Source organism: Pseudomonas sp. R4-35-07, from assembly GCF_003852235.1.
GTDB lineage: Bacteria > Pseudomonadota > Gammaproteobacteria > Pseudomonadales > Pseudomonadaceae > Aquipseudomonas.
This window is the reverse complement of the sequence record NZ_CP027732.1, coordinates 4,002,702-4,021,840: the sequence shown is the minus strand read 5'-3', so window position 1 is coordinate 4,021,840 and position 19,139 is coordinate 4,002,702. Positions and strand designations below refer to the sequence as shown.

9 protein-coding genes are annotated in these 19,139 nt (G+C 64.0%); 6 read left to right on the top strand and 3 right to left on the bottom strand.

Features of this window, described 5'->3' with window-relative positions:
- Positions 1 to 6: 6 nt before the first annotated feature.
- Entirely contained in the window at positions 7 to 942 is a 936-nt protein-coding gene (locus C4J89_RS18245; protein WP_124363755.1) for a chemotaxis protein CheV, read from the top strand.
- A gap of 40 nt (positions 943 to 982) precedes the next feature.
- The gene (locus tag C4J89_RS18240) at positions 983 to 1,786 is read left to right on the top strand and encodes an MOSC domain-containing protein (RefSeq protein ID WP_124415230.1); all 804 of its coding nucleotides are present in this window, start codon (positions 983 to 985) and stop codon (positions 1,784 to 1,786) included.
- 49 nt (positions 1,787 to 1,835) lie between these two features.
- Here C4J89_RS18240 and C4J89_RS18235 read toward each other — a convergent pair whose 3' ends face one another.
- Together C4J89_RS18235 and C4J89_RS18230 are read right to left on the bottom strand one after the other, a co-directional pair.
- Positions 1,836 to 2,117 carry a pyrimidine/purine nucleoside phosphorylase gene (locus C4J89_RS18235; protein WP_124415229.1) on the bottom strand — a complete coding sequence of 94 codons (282 nt, stop codon included), beginning with the start codon at positions 2,115 to 2,117 and terminating at the stop codon, positions 1,836 to 1,838.
- Between the two features lie 64 nt (positions 2,118 to 2,181).
- A complete protein-coding gene (locus C4J89_RS18230; protein ID WP_124363752.1) occupies positions 2,182 to 2,724 on the bottom strand; it encodes an exonuclease domain-containing protein in 543 nt (180 codons plus the stop codon).
- A 187-nt stretch (positions 2,725 to 2,911) separates the two neighbouring features.
- Between C4J89_RS18230 and C4J89_RS18225 the strand changes: the two genes are divergently transcribed.
- Together C4J89_RS18225 and C4J89_RS18220 are read left to right on the top strand one after the other, a co-directional pair.
- Complete coding sequence (locus tag C4J89_RS18225; protein ID WP_124415228.1) at positions 2,912 to 3,535, top strand: TetR/AcrR family transcriptional regulator; 624 nt, start codon at positions 2,912 to 2,914, stop codon at positions 3,533 to 3,535.
- A 90-nt stretch (positions 3,536 to 3,625) separates the two neighbouring features.
- Positions 3,626 to 4,414: an ABC transporter substrate-binding protein gene (locus C4J89_RS18220; protein ID WP_124363750.1), complete on the top strand. Its 789-nt coding sequence runs from the start codon at positions 3,626 to 3,628 to the stop codon at positions 4,412 to 4,414.
- Positions 4,415 to 4,467: 53 nt separating this feature from the next.
- On the opposite strand, the gene C4J89_RS18215 is transcribed toward C4J89_RS18220, so the two are convergent.
- Positions 4,468 to 5,019: an RNA polymerase factor sigma-70 gene (locus tag C4J89_RS18215; protein WP_124363749.1), complete on the bottom strand. Its 552-nt coding sequence runs from the start codon at positions 5,017 to 5,019 to the stop codon at positions 4,468 to 4,470.
- 301 nt (positions 5,020 to 5,320) lie between these two features.
- Between C4J89_RS18215 and C4J89_RS18210 the strand changes: the two genes are divergently transcribed.
- On the top strand, positions 5,321 to 6,073 hold the full coding sequence (locus tag C4J89_RS18210; RefSeq protein WP_124363748.1) for a thioesterase II family protein: 753 nt from the start codon (positions 5,321 to 5,323) through the stop codon (positions 6,071 to 6,073).
- A gap of 51 nt (positions 6,074 to 6,124) precedes the next feature.
- Entirely contained in the window at positions 6,125 to 19,021 is a 12,897-nt protein-coding gene (locus C4J89_RS18205) for a non-ribosomal peptide synthetase (RefSeq protein WP_124415227.1), read from the top strand.
- Positions 19,022 to 19,139 lie beyond the last annotated feature (118 nt).

Sequence of the window (19,139 nt, the reverse complement as noted above, 5' to 3'; positions counted from 1 at the left end):
CTCTTAATGGCCGGCATTCTCGACACGGTAGATCAACGCACGCAATTGGTGGGTGAGAATCGCCTGGAGATTCTCATGTTCCGCCTGTTCGGGCGGCAGCTGTTCGCGATCAACGTGTTCAAGGTGCAGGAAGTGCTGCAACTGCCCAAGCTGACCCTGATGCCTCAGCGCCATCCCTTCGTCTGCGGCGTGGTCAACCTGCGTGGCCAGACGTTGCCGGTGATCGACTTGTCCCAGGCCATCGGCATGCGCCCGCTGGTGCCAGGGCCCAACAGCACCATTATCGTCACCGAGTACAACCGTTCGGTGCAGGCGTTCCTGGTGGGCGGCGTCGACCGCATCGTCAACATGAATTGGGAAGCCATCCTGCCACCGCCGGCCAGCGCCGGGCGCCAGCACTATCTCACCGCCATCAGCAAGGTCGATGACCAGTTGGTGGAAATTATCGATGTGGAAAAAGTCCTGGCGGAAATCGTGCCCTATAACGCCAAGGTCTCCAGGGAAAAACTCGAGGACCCAGTGCTGGAACGCGCCCGTGGCCGTGAAGTGTTGCTGGTGGACGATTCCAACGTAGCGCTGTCGCAGTTGAAGGACACCCTGGGCCAGTTGGGCGTGAAGATGCACATCGCCAGCGACGGCCTCAAGGCCCTGAACATGCTCAAGGCCTGGGCCGACACCGGCCAGCTGATGACCGACAAGCTGCTGATGATCTTCACCGACGCCGAAATGCCCGAGATGGACGGTTACCGCCTCACCACCGAAATTCGCAATGACCCGCGCCTGCGTGGCCTCTACGTGGTGCTGCACACCTCGCTGTCGGGGAGCTTCAATGACTCGATGGTCAAGAAGGTCGGCTGTGACAATTTCCTCTCCAAATTCCAGCCGGACAAGCTGGTGGATGTGGTGCGTCAACGACTGATGCTGGACGAAGTGCCCGCGTGACACTAGGGTATGCCACTTTGTTCCCCAGGAATGCAGGCTCATGCTCCGTCTCAGCGCGTTGTACCGTTACCCCTTGAAATCCGGCAAGGCCGAGGCCTTGCAGCAGAGTGGCCTGGATAAACTCGGGCTGGCAGGGGATCGACGCTGGATGCTGGTGGACGAAGCCAGTGGGCGCTTCCTCACGCAACGCGCCGTGGCGAAGATGAGCCAGTTGACCGCGCTGTGGAACGCGGCGGGCGGCCTGACCCTGAGCTCGCCTGGCTATGGGACGCTCGACGTGGCATTGCCCGGCGCCGATGCGTTGCGCGGTGTGACCATCTGGCACGACACCCTGCGCGTGCCGGACGCGGGCGATGAAGCGGCGGCCTGGGTCAGCGCCTTCATCGGCAAACCCACACGCCTGGTGCATATGCCCCTGGAGCGTGCACGCTCGACCCAGGCCGGTTTTGGCCGGGATGACGATCAAGTGGGGTTTGCCGATGGCTACCCCTTGCTGCTGATCGGCCAGGCTTCCCTGGACGATTTGTGCGCGCAAATCGGCCGGCCGATGGAAATGCTGCGCTTTCGTCCCAACCTGGTGATCGAAGGCGGCGAGGCCTTTGCCGAGGATGGCTGGAAACGCTTGCGCATTGGCGATGTGGAGTTTCGCGTGGTCAAGCCCTGTTCACGCTGCGTTCTCACGACCGTCGACCCCCGGACCGGCGAGCGCAGCCCGGACCGCGAACCGTTCGCCACCCTGCAGGCCTATCGCAGCACCGAGAAGGGCGCGATGTTCGGCCAGAACCTGGTCAACGATGGGGTCGGGCAATTGGAGGTCGGGATGCCGGTAACGGTGCTGGAATAAAAAATGCCCGTCTCGCAGGAGACGGGCATTTTTTTGCGCCGAGTCAGGTTCAGCTGCGGTATTCGCACAGGTAAGCGGTGTCTACGCCAACCTTCAACTGGAATTTGCTCTTGGCTGGGACGTTGAACTGGCTGCCGGCGGCAAAGGTTTCCCACTCGGCGTCAGGCAGTTTGACGATCAGCGCGCCGGAAACGACGTGCATGATTTCACGCTGGTCGGTGCCGAACTCGTATTCACCCGGGGCCATCACGCCGATGGTCGCTGGGCCTTCCGCCGTGCCGAAAGCGATCGACTTGACGGTGCCGTCGAAGTATTCATTGACTTTGAACATGAGTGAATCCTCGGAAAAAGGGTCTGGAAAGGTCAGCCAGTATGCCCAAGGGCAGGGGAGCTGCCTAGACCGGCAAAATCAGCGGCAGCAGGCGTGCCGTGTTGCGCGCATCCTCCAGCGCCCGATGCTGCTGGCCACTGAACTGCATCCCCGCCAATTGCAGCGCGCCATTAAGCCCCAAGGGCTTGTCCAGCCGCCGGGCCTTGGCGAAACGTTGCTTGAGGTTGACATGGGGCGTCTGGCCGAGCGCGCTGGCCAGGCCATGGCGTTGCCATTCCAGCTCCAGTTGCACGCGATCGTAATCGCCCCAGCTGGCCCAGCCTTCCAGGCGCGCCTGATGCTGGCCCAGCCAGCGCTCGAATAGCGGCCACACCTCGGTGATCGGCGTTGCCGCGTCGATATTGGCCTGGGTGATATGGGTCAATTGGCGGCAAAAAGGCGTCAGCAGCGGCCGCCGCAGGGGGCGCACGAAGCGCTGGAAGTGATCCAGCTCGCGGCCCTGGCGGTTGACCAGGCTTGCGCCAATTTCGATGACTTCCATCTCCGTCACGGGCCAGCCGCCGTCATCCGTGGTGGCTTCAAGGTCAATAATCAGCCAATGAGGCATGCGCAGGTTCCCGTACTGTTCCTGTCCTGATGGGGATAGAGCGTAGCCGGGCCTTGTAGTTCCGCCCAGGGGGCTGATTCGCCTGGTTGGTAAACCCCGTACACAAGTTTTGCCCAAGCGCTTGCTTGGGTGGTGGCCACGGCCTAAATTGCCGCCCAAGACGATAGTAGACATGAGGGACAGCAGCATGGACGACCCCCAAGCCTTGCGGGTGATGCGCACTCTGGTCGACGCTGGACAATTGACCGACCCCGAGAGCGCTCGGGGCAAGTTGCTGCAAACCGCGGCGCACCTGTTTCGCAACAAGGGCTTCGAGCGCACCACCGTGCGCGACCTGGCCGGTGCGGTGGGCATTCAGTCCGGCAGCATCTTTCATCACTTCAAGAGCAAGGACGAGATCCTGCGCGCAGTGATGGAAGAAACCATCCTCTACAACACCGCGATGGTGCGGGCTGCGCTGGAAGCAACGAGCACGGTGCGCGAGCGCGTGTTGGCGCTGATCCGCTGCGAATTGCAGTCGATCATGGGCGGCAGCGGTGAGGCGATGGCGGTGCTGGTGTATGAATGGCGCTCGTTGTCTGCCGACGGTCAGGCCCAGGTACTGGCCCTGCGTGATGTGTATGAGGACATCTGGCTGCAGGTACTGGGCGAAGCCAAGGCCGCTGGTTATATCAGGGGCGACGTGTTCATCACCCGGCGCTTCCTGACCGGCGCGTTATCCTGGACCACCACGTGGTTCCGCACCCAAGGCAGTCTGACCCTCGAAGAGCTGGCCGACGAAGCGCTGTTGATGGTGCTCAAGGCGGACTGAAGTGCGGCTATTAATTTGCGGGTGAACGTTGTCTCCCCAGGGAAAAACGCCTAGCTTATCGCCATCATAGAATTCACGGTGTGTGCCTAGATGTTTTCGCCATGGCGGCTGGCTGCAGGACTGACATTTTGGGCATTGGGTACCGCAGGGTGGACGCAGGCCAGCGCCGCGCAGTTGGTGAGGATCGGCGCGGCGCATTTTCCGCCGTATACCGTACGCCCTGAGCAAGGCGCCGATACCGGATTGCTGCCGCAATTGGTCGAAGCGCTGAACGCCGTGCAAAGCGACTATCAGTTTGTGCTGGTGCCCACTTCGATTCCCAGGCGTTTTCGCGATTTCGAGCAAGGCCGGGTCGACATGGCGATCTTTGAAAACCCGTCCTGGGGCTGGAAAGACGTGGCCCATACCAGCGTCGACATGGGTCTGGAAGACGCTGAAATCTTCGTCGCCGAGCGTGAGCCCGGTCGCGACCAAAGCTATTTCAGCGACCTTGCCGGCAAACGCCTGGCGGTGTTCAGCGGCTATCACTACGCCTTCGCGAACTTCAACCCCGACCCCAAGTACCTGGCTGAGCACTTCAACGCAACGTTGACGTACTCCCATGACAGCAACTTGCTGATGGTCGCCCGCAGGCGTGCTGATATCGCCTTGGTCACCCGTTCGTACCTGAGTGACTTCATGGTGCGCAATGCCGAGATGGCGGGGACATTCCTGGTGTCGGAGCGCATCGACCAGGTCTATCACCATTACGCGTTGCTGCGGCCCAAAGCCCCCATCACCGGGCCTGCGTTTGCCGGGTTGCTCAAGCAGCTGCGGGATAATGGCCAGATGCTCAAGATCTTCGAGCCGTATCGCATCGATGTAATGCCAGTCCCCTGAGAGCGCTGGAAATCAAATGTGGGAGGGGGCTTGCCCCCTCCCACATGTGTTTTTCAAACCCTGCGCGCGAACGTATCGCTGTGGTTGCCCGACACCTTGCGGCAGTGCACCAGCGCATCGCGAATCATGAAGTTCACCAGCGTCGGCGAAACCCCCAGTTCCTTGGCGATATCCTTCTGCGGTACGCCGTGCAGGCGGTACATCTCGAAGGCGTAGCGGGTGCGCTGCGGCAGCTCGGTCAGGGCGTCGGCGATGTTTTCCAGGGTGTTGAAATTGATATGGGAGGTTTCCGGTGAAGCGCCGTGAATCACCACATTCAAGCCTTCCTCTTCGGTCCCGGAATACTTGAGCTCCAGGGCCTGCTTGCGGTAGTGATCGATCGCCAGGTTGCGCACGATCTGAAACAGATAACTCAGTTGGGCCTTGAACGAAGAGGTGATCGTCGGTGCCGACTGCAGCCGAAAATAAGCGTCCTGCACCACATCCTCGGCGCGGGAACGACAGCCGGTAATACGTGCTGCGATCTTCACCAGGATCAGCCGATTGTCGACGAACGCCTGGAGAAGTGGTGAGTCGCACCTGCCTGTGGATACTGGTTCCGTCATGGAAATCACCTGGTTGCAAAAGAGGTTAGGGGAGGGCGTCCTTGCTGAGGCCTCCTACACATCGGGCAACAAATTATGCTTAATGATAATGATTGTCAAATGAGAAGGCGAACTAATCTTATGCCTTCCGGTAAGGTGTGAACCACGTCTCGCTTGCCCCCGGCGACTAATTATTTGCCGGGGCCGTCCGTTCTTCTGGGTGACAGGCCTGTAAACAAACGGCCAAGGATCAGCATCCGCAGGAGGGCGAAATGGGTTTTTATCGTGCACACAGCGTGTTTCAGCTTGGAGTCCTCGGGTGATGAGTACGCCAACGCCGCTGCGCCTGTTCTGCCTGCCCCATTCCGGCGCCAGCGCCTCGGTCTACGCACGTTGGCGCCGCGTGCTGCCGGATTGGTTGCAGGTGTGCCCGCTGGAATTGCCGGGGCGTGGCATGCGCATGGGCGAGCCGCTACAGCGCGATATCAAGGCCTTGGCTGCCCAGCTCGCGACTGAAATCAGCCGCGACCTCAATGGCCCCTATGCGTTGTTCGGCCACAGCCTCGGCGGCCTGCTGGCGTTCGAACTGGCCCACGCATTGAAAGCGCGCAATGTGCCGGCGCCGCTGGCGCTGTTCGCCTCCGGCACCGCCGGCCCGGCGCGGCGCGATGTCAGCGAATACGCCATCGAAAAGACCGACGCACAGCTGATCGCCCGCTTGCGCGAACTGCAGGGCACCTGCGACGCCGCGTTGGCCAATCCTGAATTGATGGAGCTGATGCTGCCGATCCTGCGCGCCGATTTCCTGCTCTGCGGCAGCTTCACCTATGGCGAGCGCGAGCCCCTGGGTGTGCCGATCCATGTGTTCGGCGGCAAGCAGGACAGCGTGCGCGCCGACCAATTGCTCGACTGGCAGCTCGAGGCCGCCAGCGGCTTTTCCCTCGACATGTTCGACGGTCACCACTTCTTCCTCGTGCAGCACGAAAGCGCCGTGCTGCGCTGTGTGCGCCGCTATGCCGACGAACACCTGGCCCGCTGGCGCCTTGGCGCGGCGCGGCAACTGGCCGCCGGCTGAATCTCACCGACTTCCCGACTTTCCCGTAAGCCGATTTCAGGCAGGAACCCCATGATGGACGCCTTCGAACTTCCCCGCACCCTGGTCCAGTCCCTCCAACGCCGTGCCGCGCAGACGCCGGACCAGATAGCCCTGCGCTTTCTGGCCGAGTCCGCCGAGCACAGCGTGGTGCTCAGCTACCGTGACCTGGACCAACGCGCCCGCACCATCGCCGCCGCCTTGCAAGCCGATGTCGCGATGGGCGAGCGCGCAGTGCTGTTGTTCCCCAGCGGCCCGGACTATGTCGCGGCGTTCTTCGGCTGCCTGTACGCCGGGGTGATCGCGGTACCGGCCTACCCGCCGGAATCCACCAAGCGGCATCACCAGGAGCGCTTGCTGTCGATCATCAGCGACGCTGAGCCGCGCCTGCTGTTGACCATTGCCAGCCTCGGCGAAAGCCTGGCGCAGATTGACCACGCACCACCGGTCTTGAGCGTAGACACCCTCGACGCACAGCTGGCCGATCACTGGGTCGCCCCCGAGTTGCAAGCCGACGACATTGCCTTCCTGCAATACACTTCCGGCTCCACCGCGCTGCCCAAGGGCGTGCAAGTCAGCCACGGCAACCTGGTGGCTAACGAAGTGCTGATCCGTCGCGGCTTTGGCATCGACCTCAACCCACACGATGTCATCGTCAGCTGGCTGCCGCTCTACCACGACATGGGGCTGATCGGCGGCCTGCTGCAGCCGATCTTCAGCGGTGTGCCGTGCGTGTTGATGTCGCCGGCCTACTTCCTGGCGCGGCCGTTGCGCTGGCTGGAAGCGATCAGCGACTACGGCGGCACCATCAGCGGCGGCCCGGATTTCGCCTACCGCCTGTGCAGCGAACGGGTCAGCGAGTCGGCCCTGGAACTCATGGACCTGAGCCAGTGGCGCGTGGCCTATTCCGGCTCCGAGCCGATCCGCTTGGACACCCTGGAACGTTTTGCCGACAAGTTCGCCGCCTGCGGTTTCACCTCAAGCAATTTCTTTGCTTCCTACGGCCTGGCCGAGGCGACCCTGTTCGTCGCGGGCGGCACCCGTGGCCAAGGCATCCCCGCGCTGCGCGTCGATGAGCAAGCGCTGGCCGCCAACCGCGCCGCGCCGGGGCAGGGCAGGGCCGTCATGAGTTGCGGCACTCAGCAGCCGGACCACGCCGTGCTGATCGCCGATCCCCACACGCTGAGCGAGTTAGCCGACAATTGCGTGGGCGAACTCTGGGCGAGCGGCCCGAGCATCGCCCAGGGTTACTGGCGCAACCCTGAAGCCACCGCCAGCACCTTCGTCCAGCACGCCGACCGGACCTGGCTGCGCACCGGCGACCTGGGGTTTATCCGTGACGGTGAGGTGTACATCACCGGGCGCTTGAAAGACCTGCTGATCGTGCGCGGGCACAACCTGTATCCACAGGACATCGAGCAAACCATCGAACGTGAGGTCGAGGTGGTGCGCAAAGGCCGGGTGGCGGCCTTTGCGGTGAATGATCAGGGCCTGGAAGGCATCGGCATCGCTGCGGAAATCAGCCGCAGCGTGCAGAAAATCCTGCCGCCCGAAGCGCTGATCAAGGCGATTCGCCAAGCGGTGGCCGAGGCTTACCAAGAGGCGCCTAGCGTGGTGGTGCTGCTCAACCCGGGCGCGCTGCCGAAAACCTCCAGCGGCAAGGTGCAACGGGCGGCGTGTGCGCTGCGCCATGCCGATGGCAGCCTCGACCGCTATGCGCAGTTTCCCGAGGTGCAAGCGCCGGCGAGTGAGGTCGCGCTGGCGTCGACCCTGCAACAGCAGATCGCGGCGATCTGGTGTGAGCAGCTGCAAGTGGCCACGGTTGCCGCCGACGATCACTTTTTCCTGCTTGGCGGCAACTCCATCAGCGCCACCCAGGTGGTCGCGCGCCTGCGTGAAACCCTGGGGCTGGAGCTGAACCTGCGCCTGCTGTTCGAGGCGCCCACCCTGCAAGGCTTCGCCGCCAGCGTCGCGCAGCTGCAGCAGGCCGGCGGCGTTGCACAAGGCGCAATGGCTGCGCTGTCGCGCCAGCACGAGCTGCCGCAATCCCTGGCCCAGAACCGCTTGTGGATCACCTGGCAGCTGGACCCTCACAGCAGCGCCTACACCATCCCTGGCGCCCTGCGCCTGCGCGGCGCGTTGGATGAAGACGCGCTGCGCTCAAGCTTCCAGCACCTGGTCCAGCGCCACGAAGCCCTGCGCACGCGTTTCTATGAGCGTGACGGCGAAGGGTTCCAGCGCATCGAGTCCAGTGCGGCGTTCGACCTGCACGTCATCGACCTCAGCGACCTGCCCGGCGCCGAGCGCGAAGCCCGCGCGCAGCAAATCCGCGAAGACCAGGCACGAACTTCGTTCAACCTGGAAAAAGGCCCGCTGCTGCGGGTGACCCTGGTGCGCCTGGATGAAGAAGACCACCAGTTGCTGGTCACCCTGCACCACATCATCGCCGATGGCTGGTCGCTGACTGTTCTGATCGACGAGTTCTCCCGTCTCTACGCGGCCGCGTCCCAGGGCCTGCCCCTGGAGCTGCCGCCACTGAGCCTGCAATACGCCGACTACGGCAGTTGGCAGCGCCAATGGCTGGCCGCAGGTGAAGGCCAGCGGCAGTTGGCGTATTGGCAGGCAACGCTTGAGGGCGATCACCCAACGCTCGACCTGGCCACTGACCACCCGCGCTCGGCGCAGCGTCTGAACAGCGCCTCGCGCCATACCGTACGCCTGAGCGCCAAGCTCAGTGACGCGATTCGCCAGACCGCACAGGCTCATGAATCCACCCCCTTCATGCTGCTGCTGGCCGCGTTCCAAACGCTGTTGTATCGCTACAGCGGGCAGCGCGATATCCGCATCGGCGTGCCCAATGCCAATCGCTCACGCCAGGAAACCCAAGGGCTGGTCGGGTTCTTCATCAACACCCTGGTATTGCGTGCCGAGCTCGACGGGCGCCAGCCTTTCAACCAGCTGTTGGCCGCGACACGCCAGGCGGCAATGGACGCCCAGGCGCATCAGGACCTGCCGTTCGAACAACTCTTGGAGGCCTTCCCCCAGGCGCGGGAACAGGGCCTGTTCCAAGTCATGTTCAACCACCAGCAACGTGACCTCAGCGCCCTGCGCCGCCTGCCGGGCCTGCTCGCCGAGGAACTGCCGTGGCACAGCCGCGAAGCCAAGTTCGACCTGCAACTGCACAGCGAAGAAGACCGCACCGGGCGCTTGAGCCTGGCCTTCGACTACGCCGATGAGCTGTTCGAGCCGGCAACCGTGCAGCGCCTGGCCGAGCATTACATCCACCTGCTGCAAGCGGTCTGCGAACAACCGCAGCAAGCCTTGGGCGAGCTGAAACTGACCGCAGAGGATGAGCAACAGGCGTGGAGCCAGGCACCCTGCGCGCCGGCCCGGCAGTGGTTGCCCGAGCTGCTCAACCAGCACACCTTGGACGCTACCGCGCTGGTCTGGCAAGCGGGCAGCCTGAGCTTCGCCCAGTTGCATACCCAGGCCAACCGGCTGGCGCATTACCTGCGCGACAAGGGCGTCGGCCCGGACGTCTGCGTGGGCATCGCCGCCGAGCGTTCGCCGCAGTTGCTGATCGGCCTGCTGGCGATCCTCAAGGCCGGCGGCGCTTATGTGCCGCTGGACCCGGATTACCCCACCGAGCGCCTGGCCTACATGCTCGAGGACAGCGGCGTGCACTTGCTGTTGACCCAAACCGCACTGCTGGAACAACTGCCGACGGTCGCAGGCGTGTGTGTGATCGCCATGGACAGCCTGCACCTGGACCGCTGGCCGACCCAGCCACCGGGCCTGCACCTGCACGGCGACAACCTCGCCTACGTGATCTACACCTCCGGCTCCACCGGCCAGCCCAAGGGCGTGGGCAATACCCATGCGGCGCTGGCCGAGCGCTTGCAGTGGATGCAGGCCACCTACACGTTGGATGCCAGCGACGTTCTGATGCAAAAGGCGCCGATCAGTTTCGACGTGTCGGTGTGGGAGTGTTTCTGGCCGCTGATCACAGGGTGCCGTCTGGTACTGGCCGGCCCTGGCGAGCACCGTGACCCTCATCGCATCGCGCAACTGGTGCAGGAACATGGCGTGACCACGTTGCACTTCGTGCCGCCGCTGTTGCAGTTGTTTATCGATGAACCCTTGGTTACCGAATGCACCAGCCTGCGCCGGCTGTTCTCCGGCGGCGAAGCCTTGCCCGCGCAGTTGCGCAACCGCGTCCTGGCATGCCTGCCGGCGGTGCAGTTGCACAACCGTTATGGCCCGACCGAAACCGCGATCAACGTCACCCATTGGCACTGCGCCGTGGAGGATGGCGAGCGCTCGCCGATAGGCCGGCCACTGGGCAATGTGATCTGCCGGGTGCTCGACGAGCAGCTCAACCCGTTGCCGGCCGGTGTGCCGGGTGAGCTGTGCATCGGCGGCATCGGCCTGGCGCGCGGCTACCTTGGCCGTGCGGGGCTCACCGCCGAACGCTTTGTCGCCGACCCGCTGGGCGCAGCCGGGACGCGCCTGTATCGCACCGGTGACCGTGCGCGCTGGAGTGTCGATGGCGTGCTTGAATACCTCGGCCGGCTCGATCAGCAGGTCAAGCTGCGCGGCTTTCGGGTGGAACCGCAGGAAATCGAAGCCCGCCTGTTGGCGTTGGACGGCATCGCCCACGCCGTGGTGCAGGTGCGGGATGGCCAGTTGATCGGGTACTACACCGGCCCGACCGAACTGGATGCACAGGCAGTGAAAGCCGCCCTGGCCGTTGACTTGCCCGAGTACATGGTGCCTGCCTACCTGATGCGCCTGGACGCGATGCCCCTGAGCCCCAGTGGCAAACTCGACCGCCGCGCACTGCCCGAACCGGTGTGGCAAACCCGCGAACACGTCGAACCGGAAACGCCGCTGCAGCAGCAAATTGCCGCGATCTGGCGCGAAGTGCTCGGCCTGCCCCGTATTGGCCTGCGCGACGACTTTTTCGCCCTCGGCGGCCACTCGCTGTTGGCCACGCAAATCGTCTCCCGCACCCGCCAGGCCTGCGACGTCGAACTGCCGTTGCGCACCTTGTTCGACGCCAGCGAGCTGGGCGACTTCGCCGCGCAAGTGGGCCTGATCCAAGCTTCGGGCCAACGCAACCAACAGACTGCAATCGCCAAGGTCGACCGCAGCCAACCCGTGCCGCTGTCCTATTCCCAGCAGCGCATGTGGTTCCTCTGGCAGATGGAACCGGACAGCCCGGCTTATAACGTCGGCGGCATGGCGCGCTTGCGCGGGGTGCTGGACGTGGGGCGTTTCGAGGCGGCGTTGCAGGCCCTGATCATGCGTCACGAAACCCTGCGCACCACCTTCCCGAGCGTCGATGGCGTGGCCTGTCAGAAAGTCTCGCCACAGACCGGCCTGCGCATGGACTGGCAGGACGTCTCGGCGCTGACTGAAACCGAGCGTCAGCAGCGTTTGCAGCAACTGGCGGATCAGGAAGCGCATACGCCATTCAATCTGGAAACCGGGCCGTTGCTGCGCGCCTGCCTGGTCAAGGCCGGCGAACAAGAGCATTACCTGGTGCTGACCCTGCACCATATCGTCACCGAAGGCTGGGCCATGGACATCTTTGCCCGTGAACTCAGTGCGCTCTACGAAGCCTTCATCGACGAGCGCGACTCACCGCTGGCGCCGCTGCCGGTGCAATACCTGGACTACAGCGTGTGGCAGCGCCAGTGGTTGGAAGCGGGCGAGCGCCAACGCCAGCTGGATTACTGGACCGCGCAACTGGGCAGCGAACATCCGCTGCTGGAACTGCCTGGCGACCGCCCGCGCCCGGCGGTGCAAAGTCACCGGGGCGAGCTGTACCGCTTCGACCTGAGCGACGCATTGGCCGCCCGTGTTCGCGCGTTCAACGCCGAGCATGGCCTGACTCTGTTCATGACCATGACCGCCACCCTCGCCGTGTTGCTCTACCGCTACAGCGGCCAGACCGACCTGCGCATCGGCGCGCCGGTGGCCAATCGGATCCGTCCGGAAAGCGAAGGGCTGATCGGTGCGTTCCTCAACACCCAGGTAGTGCGTTGCCAACTCGATGGGCAGATGAATGTCGCGCAGTTGTTCGAGCAGGTGCGTCACACCGTGATCGAAGGCCAGTCCCATCAGGACCTGCCGTTCGACCATCTGGTGGAGGCGCTGCAACCGCCGCGCAGCGCGGCGTATAACCCGCTGTTCCAGGTGATGTGCAACGTGCAGCGCTGGGAGTTCCAGCAGAGCCGCCAACTGGCCGGCATGACTGTCGAATACCTGGCCAACGATGCCCGCGCCACCAAGTTCGACCTCAACCTGGAAGTCACCGACCTCGATCATCGGCTGGGCTGCTGCCTGACCTACAGCACCGATTTGTTCGACGAACCACGCATTGCCCGCATGGCCGCGCATTGGCGCAACCTGCTGGAAGCGCTGATCGACAACCCGCAGCAACGCCTCAGCGAATTACCCCTGCTCAGCGCCGCCGAGCAGCGCGCCGTGCAGGACAGCCTCGGGGTGGAGGCCGGTGAGCATCGGCTCGACCAGTGCATTCACCCACTGTTCAGTGAGCAGGCGCGCAAGCGTGCCGATGCGCCGGCGCTGACCTTTGCCGGGGTGACGCTCACTTACGCCGAACTCGACGCCCGCGCCAATCGCCTGGCCTGGATGCTGCGCGAGCGCGGCGTCGGCCCGCAGGTGCGCGTCGGCCTGGCGCTGCCGCGTTCGCTGGAAATGGTCATCGGCCTGCTGGCGATCCTCAAGGCCGGCGGCGCCTACGTGCCGCTGGACCCGGAATACCCGCTGGACCGCCTGCATTACATGATCGAAGACAGCGGCATCGGCTTGCTGCTCAGCGATGCGCCGATGTTCGACGCCCTCGGTCCGTTGCCGGCGAGCGTCGCGACCTGGTGCCTGGAACACGACCTGCCGCTGCTGAGCAACTACCCGGCCAGCGAGCTGCCGATGATCAGCCTGGCGCAACACCCGGCGTACCTGATCTACACCTCCGGTTCCACCGGCAAGCCCAAAGGCGTGGTGGTGTGCCATGGTGAAATCGCCATGCATTGCCAGGCGGTGATCGAGCGTTTCGGCATGCGCCCGGACGACTGCGAACTGCACTTTTATTCGATCAATTTTGACGCCGCCACCGAGCGCTTGCTGGTGCCGTTGCTCAGCGGTGCCCAGGTGGTTTTGCGTGCCCAGGGCCAGTGGGATGCCGAGGAAATCTGCGCGCTGATCCGCACCCACCGCATCAGCATCCTCGGGTTTACGCCTAGCTACGGCAGCCAACTGGCGCAGTGGCTGGCCACGCAACAGCAGACCCTGCCGGTGCGCATGTGTATCACCGGCGGTGAAGCCTTGACCGGGGAACATCTGCAGCGCATTCGCAGCGCGTTCCAGCCTGCGCTGTTCTTCAACGCCTATGGCCCGACCGAAACCGTGGTGATGCCACTGGCCTGCCTGGCGCCGGAGCAACTGGAAGAGGGCGCCGCCAGCGTGCCGATCGGTAGCGTCATCGGCGCACGCGTGGCCTACATTCTCGACGCCGACCTGGCCCTGGTGCCGCAAGGCGCGAGCGGTGAGTTGTATGTCGGCGGAGCAGGCCTGGCCCAGGGGTATCACCAGCGTCCGGGGATGACGGCGGAGCGCTTTGTCGCCGACCCGTTCGCGACGAATGGCGGGCGTCTGTACCGCACCGGTGACCTGGTGCGTCAACGCGCCGATGGGTTAGTGGAGTACCTGGGGCGTATCGACCATCAGGTGAAAATTCGCGGGTTCCGCATTGAGTTGGGCGAGATCGAAACCCGCCTGTTGGAACATGACGCCGTGCGCGAAGCGGTGGTGCTGGCGCTGGATTCGCCGAGTGGCAAACAGCTGGTGGCGTATCTGGTCAGCGACGCTGAGCACGGTGCGTTGCGCGACGCGGTGAAGGCCCAGCTCAAGGCGCAACTGCCGGACTACATGGTGCCCGCCCATGTGATGGTGCTCGACAGCATGCCGCTGACCGCCAACGGCAAGCTCGACCGGCGTGCCTTGCCCGAGCCGGACCCCGAGGCGAATCGCCAACAGTATGTGGCGCCACGCAACGCACTGGAGCACAGCCTGGCAGCAATCTGGTGCGCGGTGTTGAACCTGCAGCAGGTCGGCCTGGACGATAACTTCTTCGAGCTGGGCGGCGATTCTATCCTGTCGATCCAGGTGGTCAGCCGTGCGCGGCAGGCGGGCATTCATTTCAGCCCGCGTGACCTGTTCCAGCACCAGACCGTGCAAAGCCTGGCCGCCGTCGCTACGCGGGCCGAGCAGGTCAGCGCCGAGCAAGGTGTGATTACCGGAGCCTCGGGCCTTACGCCGATCCAGCAGTGGTTCTTCGATACCGACATCCCTGCGCGCCAGCACTGGAACCAGGCGCTGCTGCTCAAGCCGCTGCAACTGCTCGACCCGCGCCGCCTGGAGCAGGCCCTGCTGGCGGTGCTGGAGCATCACGATGCGCTGCGCCTGAGCTTCACCCGCCGCGACGCCCAGTGGCACGCCGAACACTTGGCCGTGCCGCAAGGCGGTGTACTGATGCAGGCGCAAGTGCGCGACATGGCCGACTGCACCGCGCTGTTCACCGATACCCAGCGCAGCCTCGACCTGGAACACGGTCCGCTGCTGCGTGCCTTGCTGGTGGACGGCCCCCAAGGCCAGCAGCGCCTGCTGATCGTCATTCATCACCTGGTGGTGGACGGCGTGTCATGGCGCGTGTTGCTCGAAGACCTGCAAACTGTTTATCGCCAACTGAGCGATGGCCGGTCCGTCAGCTTGCCGGCCAAGACCAGCGCGTTGCGTGAGTGGGCGGCGCGTTTGCAGGCGTATGCCCACAGCGAGTCCCTGCGCGAAGAATTGAGCCTGTGGCAAGCGCAGTTGGCGGGCCCGGCGCTGGCGTTGCCGGTGGCTCGCCCACAAGGTGCACGGCGCAACCGTGACGCCGAGACGGTCAGCGTGCGCCTGGATGCCGAACGCACCCGGCAATTGCTGCAACACGCGCCGAGCGCCTACCGCACCCAGGTCAACGACCTGCTGCTGACCGCCCTGGCCCGCGTGCTGTGCCGTTGGAGCGGGCATGATTCGGCGCTGATCCAGCTGGAAGGCCACGGCCGTGAAAACCTGTTCGATGACATCGACCTGACCCGCAGCGTCGGCTGGTTCACCAGTGCCTATCCACTGCGGCTGACCCCGCAGGCGCAGCCGGGCGATTCGATCAAGGCGATCAAGGAGCAACTGCGCGGCGTACCGCATAAAGGCCTGGGCTACGGCGTGCTGCGCTACTTGGCGGACGACCTGTGCAAACGCACCCTGGCGGCGTTGCCGAGCGCCGCAATTACCTTCAATTACCTCGGCCAGTTCGACCAGAGCTTCGGCGCTGATGCACTGTTCCATCCGCTGGATGAATCCGCCGGGCTCGCGCACGATCCGGACGCACCGCTGCCCAACGAGCTCAGTGTCGACAGCCAGGTGTACGGCGGCGAACTGGTGCTGCGCTGGACCTTCAGCCGCGAACGCCACGATCAATACACTATCCGTGCACTGGCCGAGGCGTATCTGGCCGAGCTGCATAGCCTGATCGCCCATTGTCTCGAAGACGATGCCGGGGGCTTCACGCCGTCCGACTTCCCCCTGGCCCAGCTGACCCAGGCGCAACTGGACAGCTTGCCAGTACCGGCCAGCGCCATCGAAGACGTCTACCCGTTGACCCCGATGCAAGAGGGCCTGCTGCTGCACACCCTGCTGGAACCGGGCACCGGCCTGTATTACATGCAGGACCGCTACCGCATCGACAGCACGCTGGACCCCGAGCGTTTCGCCGAGGCTTGGCAGGCGGTGATCGCCCGCCACGAAGCCTTGCGCGCCTCGTTCTGCTGGAACGTCGGCGAAGACATGCTGCAAGTGATCCACAAGCCGGGCAACACGCCGATCGAATACCTGGACTGGAGCGCCGATCCCGAGCACGAGCACGAACCGCGTCTGCAAGCCTTGCTCAAGGCCGAACGCGAAGCCGGTTTCGATCTGCTCAACCAGGCGCCGTTCCACCTGCGCCTGATCCGCGTGGGCGAGGCGCGCTATTGGTTCATGATGAGCAACCACCACATCCTCATCGATGCCTGGTGCCGTTCGCTGTTGATGAATGATTTTTTCGAAATCTACAGGGCCCTGGGCGACGGTCGCGATGCGCAACTGGCGACGCCGCCGCGTTACCGCGACTACATCGCCTGGCTGCAACGCCAGGACCTGGACGAAGCGCGCCAGTGGTGGCAGCGCAACCTGCAAGGGTTCGAGCGCACCACGCCGATCCCGAGCGACCGGCCTTTCCTGCGCGAACATGCCGGCCACAGCGGCGGCATGCTGGTGGGCGATTGTTACACCCGCCTGGATGCCCGTGATGGCGCGCAATTGCGCGAGCTGGCCCAGGCCCATCAATTGACGGTCAACACCTTCGCCCAGGCGGCCTGGGCGTTGGTACTGCGGCGCTTGAGCGGCGAGCGTGACGTGCTGTTCGGCGTCACCGTGGCCGGGCGTCCGGTGCAGATGCCCGAGATGCAACGCACCGTCGGCCTGTTTATCAACAGCATCGCCCTGCGGGTAAAACTGCCGGCAGACGACCAGCGTTGCAGCGTGCGCGACTGGCTGAGCGGCCTGCTCGACAGCAATATGCAATTGCGCGAGTACGAATATTTGCCCTTGGTAACGATTCAGGAACTCAGCGAACTGCCCAAGGGCCAGCCGCTGTTCGACAGCCTGTTCGTGTTCGAAAACGCCCCGGTGGACACCTCCGTGCTGAGCCACGCGCAAAGCCTGAAGGCTACCTCGGACTCCGGTCGCACCCACACCAACTTCCCGCTGACCGCCGTGTGCTACCCCGGCGATGATCTTGGCCTGCACCTGTCCTACGACCAGCGCTACTTCGATGAAAGCACCGTGCAAGGCATGCTCGGCGAGTTCAAGCGCCTGCTGCTGGCACTGGTGCAGGGCTTCCATGGCGACATGGCCGAGCTGCCGCTGATTGGCGAGCAGGAACGTGAATTCCTGGTGCACGGCTGCAACCGGAGCGAACACGACTATCCGCTGCAGCGCAGTTATGTCGAGCTGTTCGAGGAGCAAGTGGCGCAGCATCCGCAGCGTATCGCCGCCAGTTGTCTCGACCGACAATGGAGCTATGACGAGTTGAACCGGCGCAGTAACGGCCTTGGGCATGCGCTGATCGCGGCGGGTGTCGGCCCGGACCAGCCGGTGGCGTTGCTGGCCGAGCGTAATCTGGAGCTGCTGGGCATGATCATCGGCAGCTTCAAGGCCGGTGCCGGCTACTTGCCGCTGGATCCGGGCCTGCCGAGCCCGCGCCTGAGCCGCATCATCGAGCTGAGCCGCACGCCGTTGCTGGTGTGCAGCGAAGCCTGCCGCGAGCAGGCCATCGAACTGCTCGAAGGCTTCGACTGCCAGTTGCTGGTGTGGGAAGAAGTCCCGGCCCGTGGCGAGAATCCAGGCATCTACAGCGCCCCGGACAACCTCGCCTATGTGATCTACACCTCGGGTTCCACCGGCTTGCCCAAAGGCGTGATGGTCGAACAGCGCGGCATGCTCAATAACCAGTTGAGCAAGGTGCCCTACCTGCAACTGAGCGAGACGGATGTGATCGCGCAGACGGCTTCGCAAAGCTTCGATATTTCCGTGTGGCAATTCCTCGCCGCGCCGCTGTTCGGCGCGCGGGTAGACATCGTGCCCAACAGCCTTGCCCATGATCCCCAGGGTTTGCTGGCCCATGTCCAGGCACAGGGCATTACTGTGCTGGAAAGCGTGCCGTCACTGATCCAGGGCATGCTCGCCCAGGACGCTATCCGCCTCGACGGCCTGCGCTGGATGCTGCCGACCGGTGAAGCGATGCCGCCGGAGCTGGCGCACCAGTGGTTGTTGCGCTACCCGCACATCGGCCTGGTCAACGCTTACGGCCCGGCGGAATGCTCGGACGATGTGGCGTTCTACCGTGTCGACCTGGCCTCGACACGGGGCAGCTATCTGCCGATTGGCATGCCCACGGACAACAACCGCTTGTACCTGTTGGACGGCGCACTGGAATTGGTGCCGCAAGGCGCCGTCGGTGAACTGTGCGTGGCCGGTATTGGGGTCGGTCGTGGTTACGTCAGCGACCCGTTGCGCACCGCACCGGTGTTCGTGCCGAACCCGTTCGGCGCACCGGGCGAGCGGCTGTATCGCACCGGCGACCTGGCACGGCGGCGCAGTGACGGCGTGTTGGAGTATGTCGGGCGGGTGGACCACCAGGTGAAGATTCGCGGCTACCGCATCGAGCTGGGTGAAATCGAAGCGCGCCTGCACGAACAACGTGAAGTGCGTGATGCAGCGGTGGCTGTGCAGGAGGGCGTCAATGGCAAACACCTGGTTGGCTATCTGGTGGCTGCGGATGAGGCGTTGAACCCTGGCGAACGCCTGGATCGCATCAAGCAACGCCTGCGCAGCGAACTGCCGGAATACATGGTGCCGCTGCACTGGCTGTGGCTTGAGCGCCTGCCGCTCAACGCCAACGGCAAACTCGACCGCAAGGCCCTGCCGGCCCTGGAGATCGGCCAGTCGCACAGCCAGGATTACCTGGCACCGCGCAACGCGCTGGAAACTACCCTGGCCGCGATCTGGGCCGAGGTGTTGAAAGTCGAGCGGGTAGGGGTGCAGGACAACTTCTTCGAACTGGGCGGGCACTCGCTGCTGGCCACGCAGATTGCCTCGCGGGTGCAGAAAACCCTGCAGCGCGATGTGCCGCTGCGGGCGATGTTCGAATGCAGCACAGTGGCGGAATTGGCCGAGTATATCGAGGGGTTGGCGGGGAATGAGATCAGTGCCGAGAAGGTCGATCGGTTGAGTGATTTGATGGCGGAGTTGGAGGGGTTGTGAGGCGGCCGTTGGTCTGAAACGCCTAGGCTGTCCAGCAGAACTGTGAATTCTGACAGTAGAAGCGGCTGTTTTTTTTCGGTGTGATAGGGCGATGCTGATCAGGCCAACACCTGGCTTC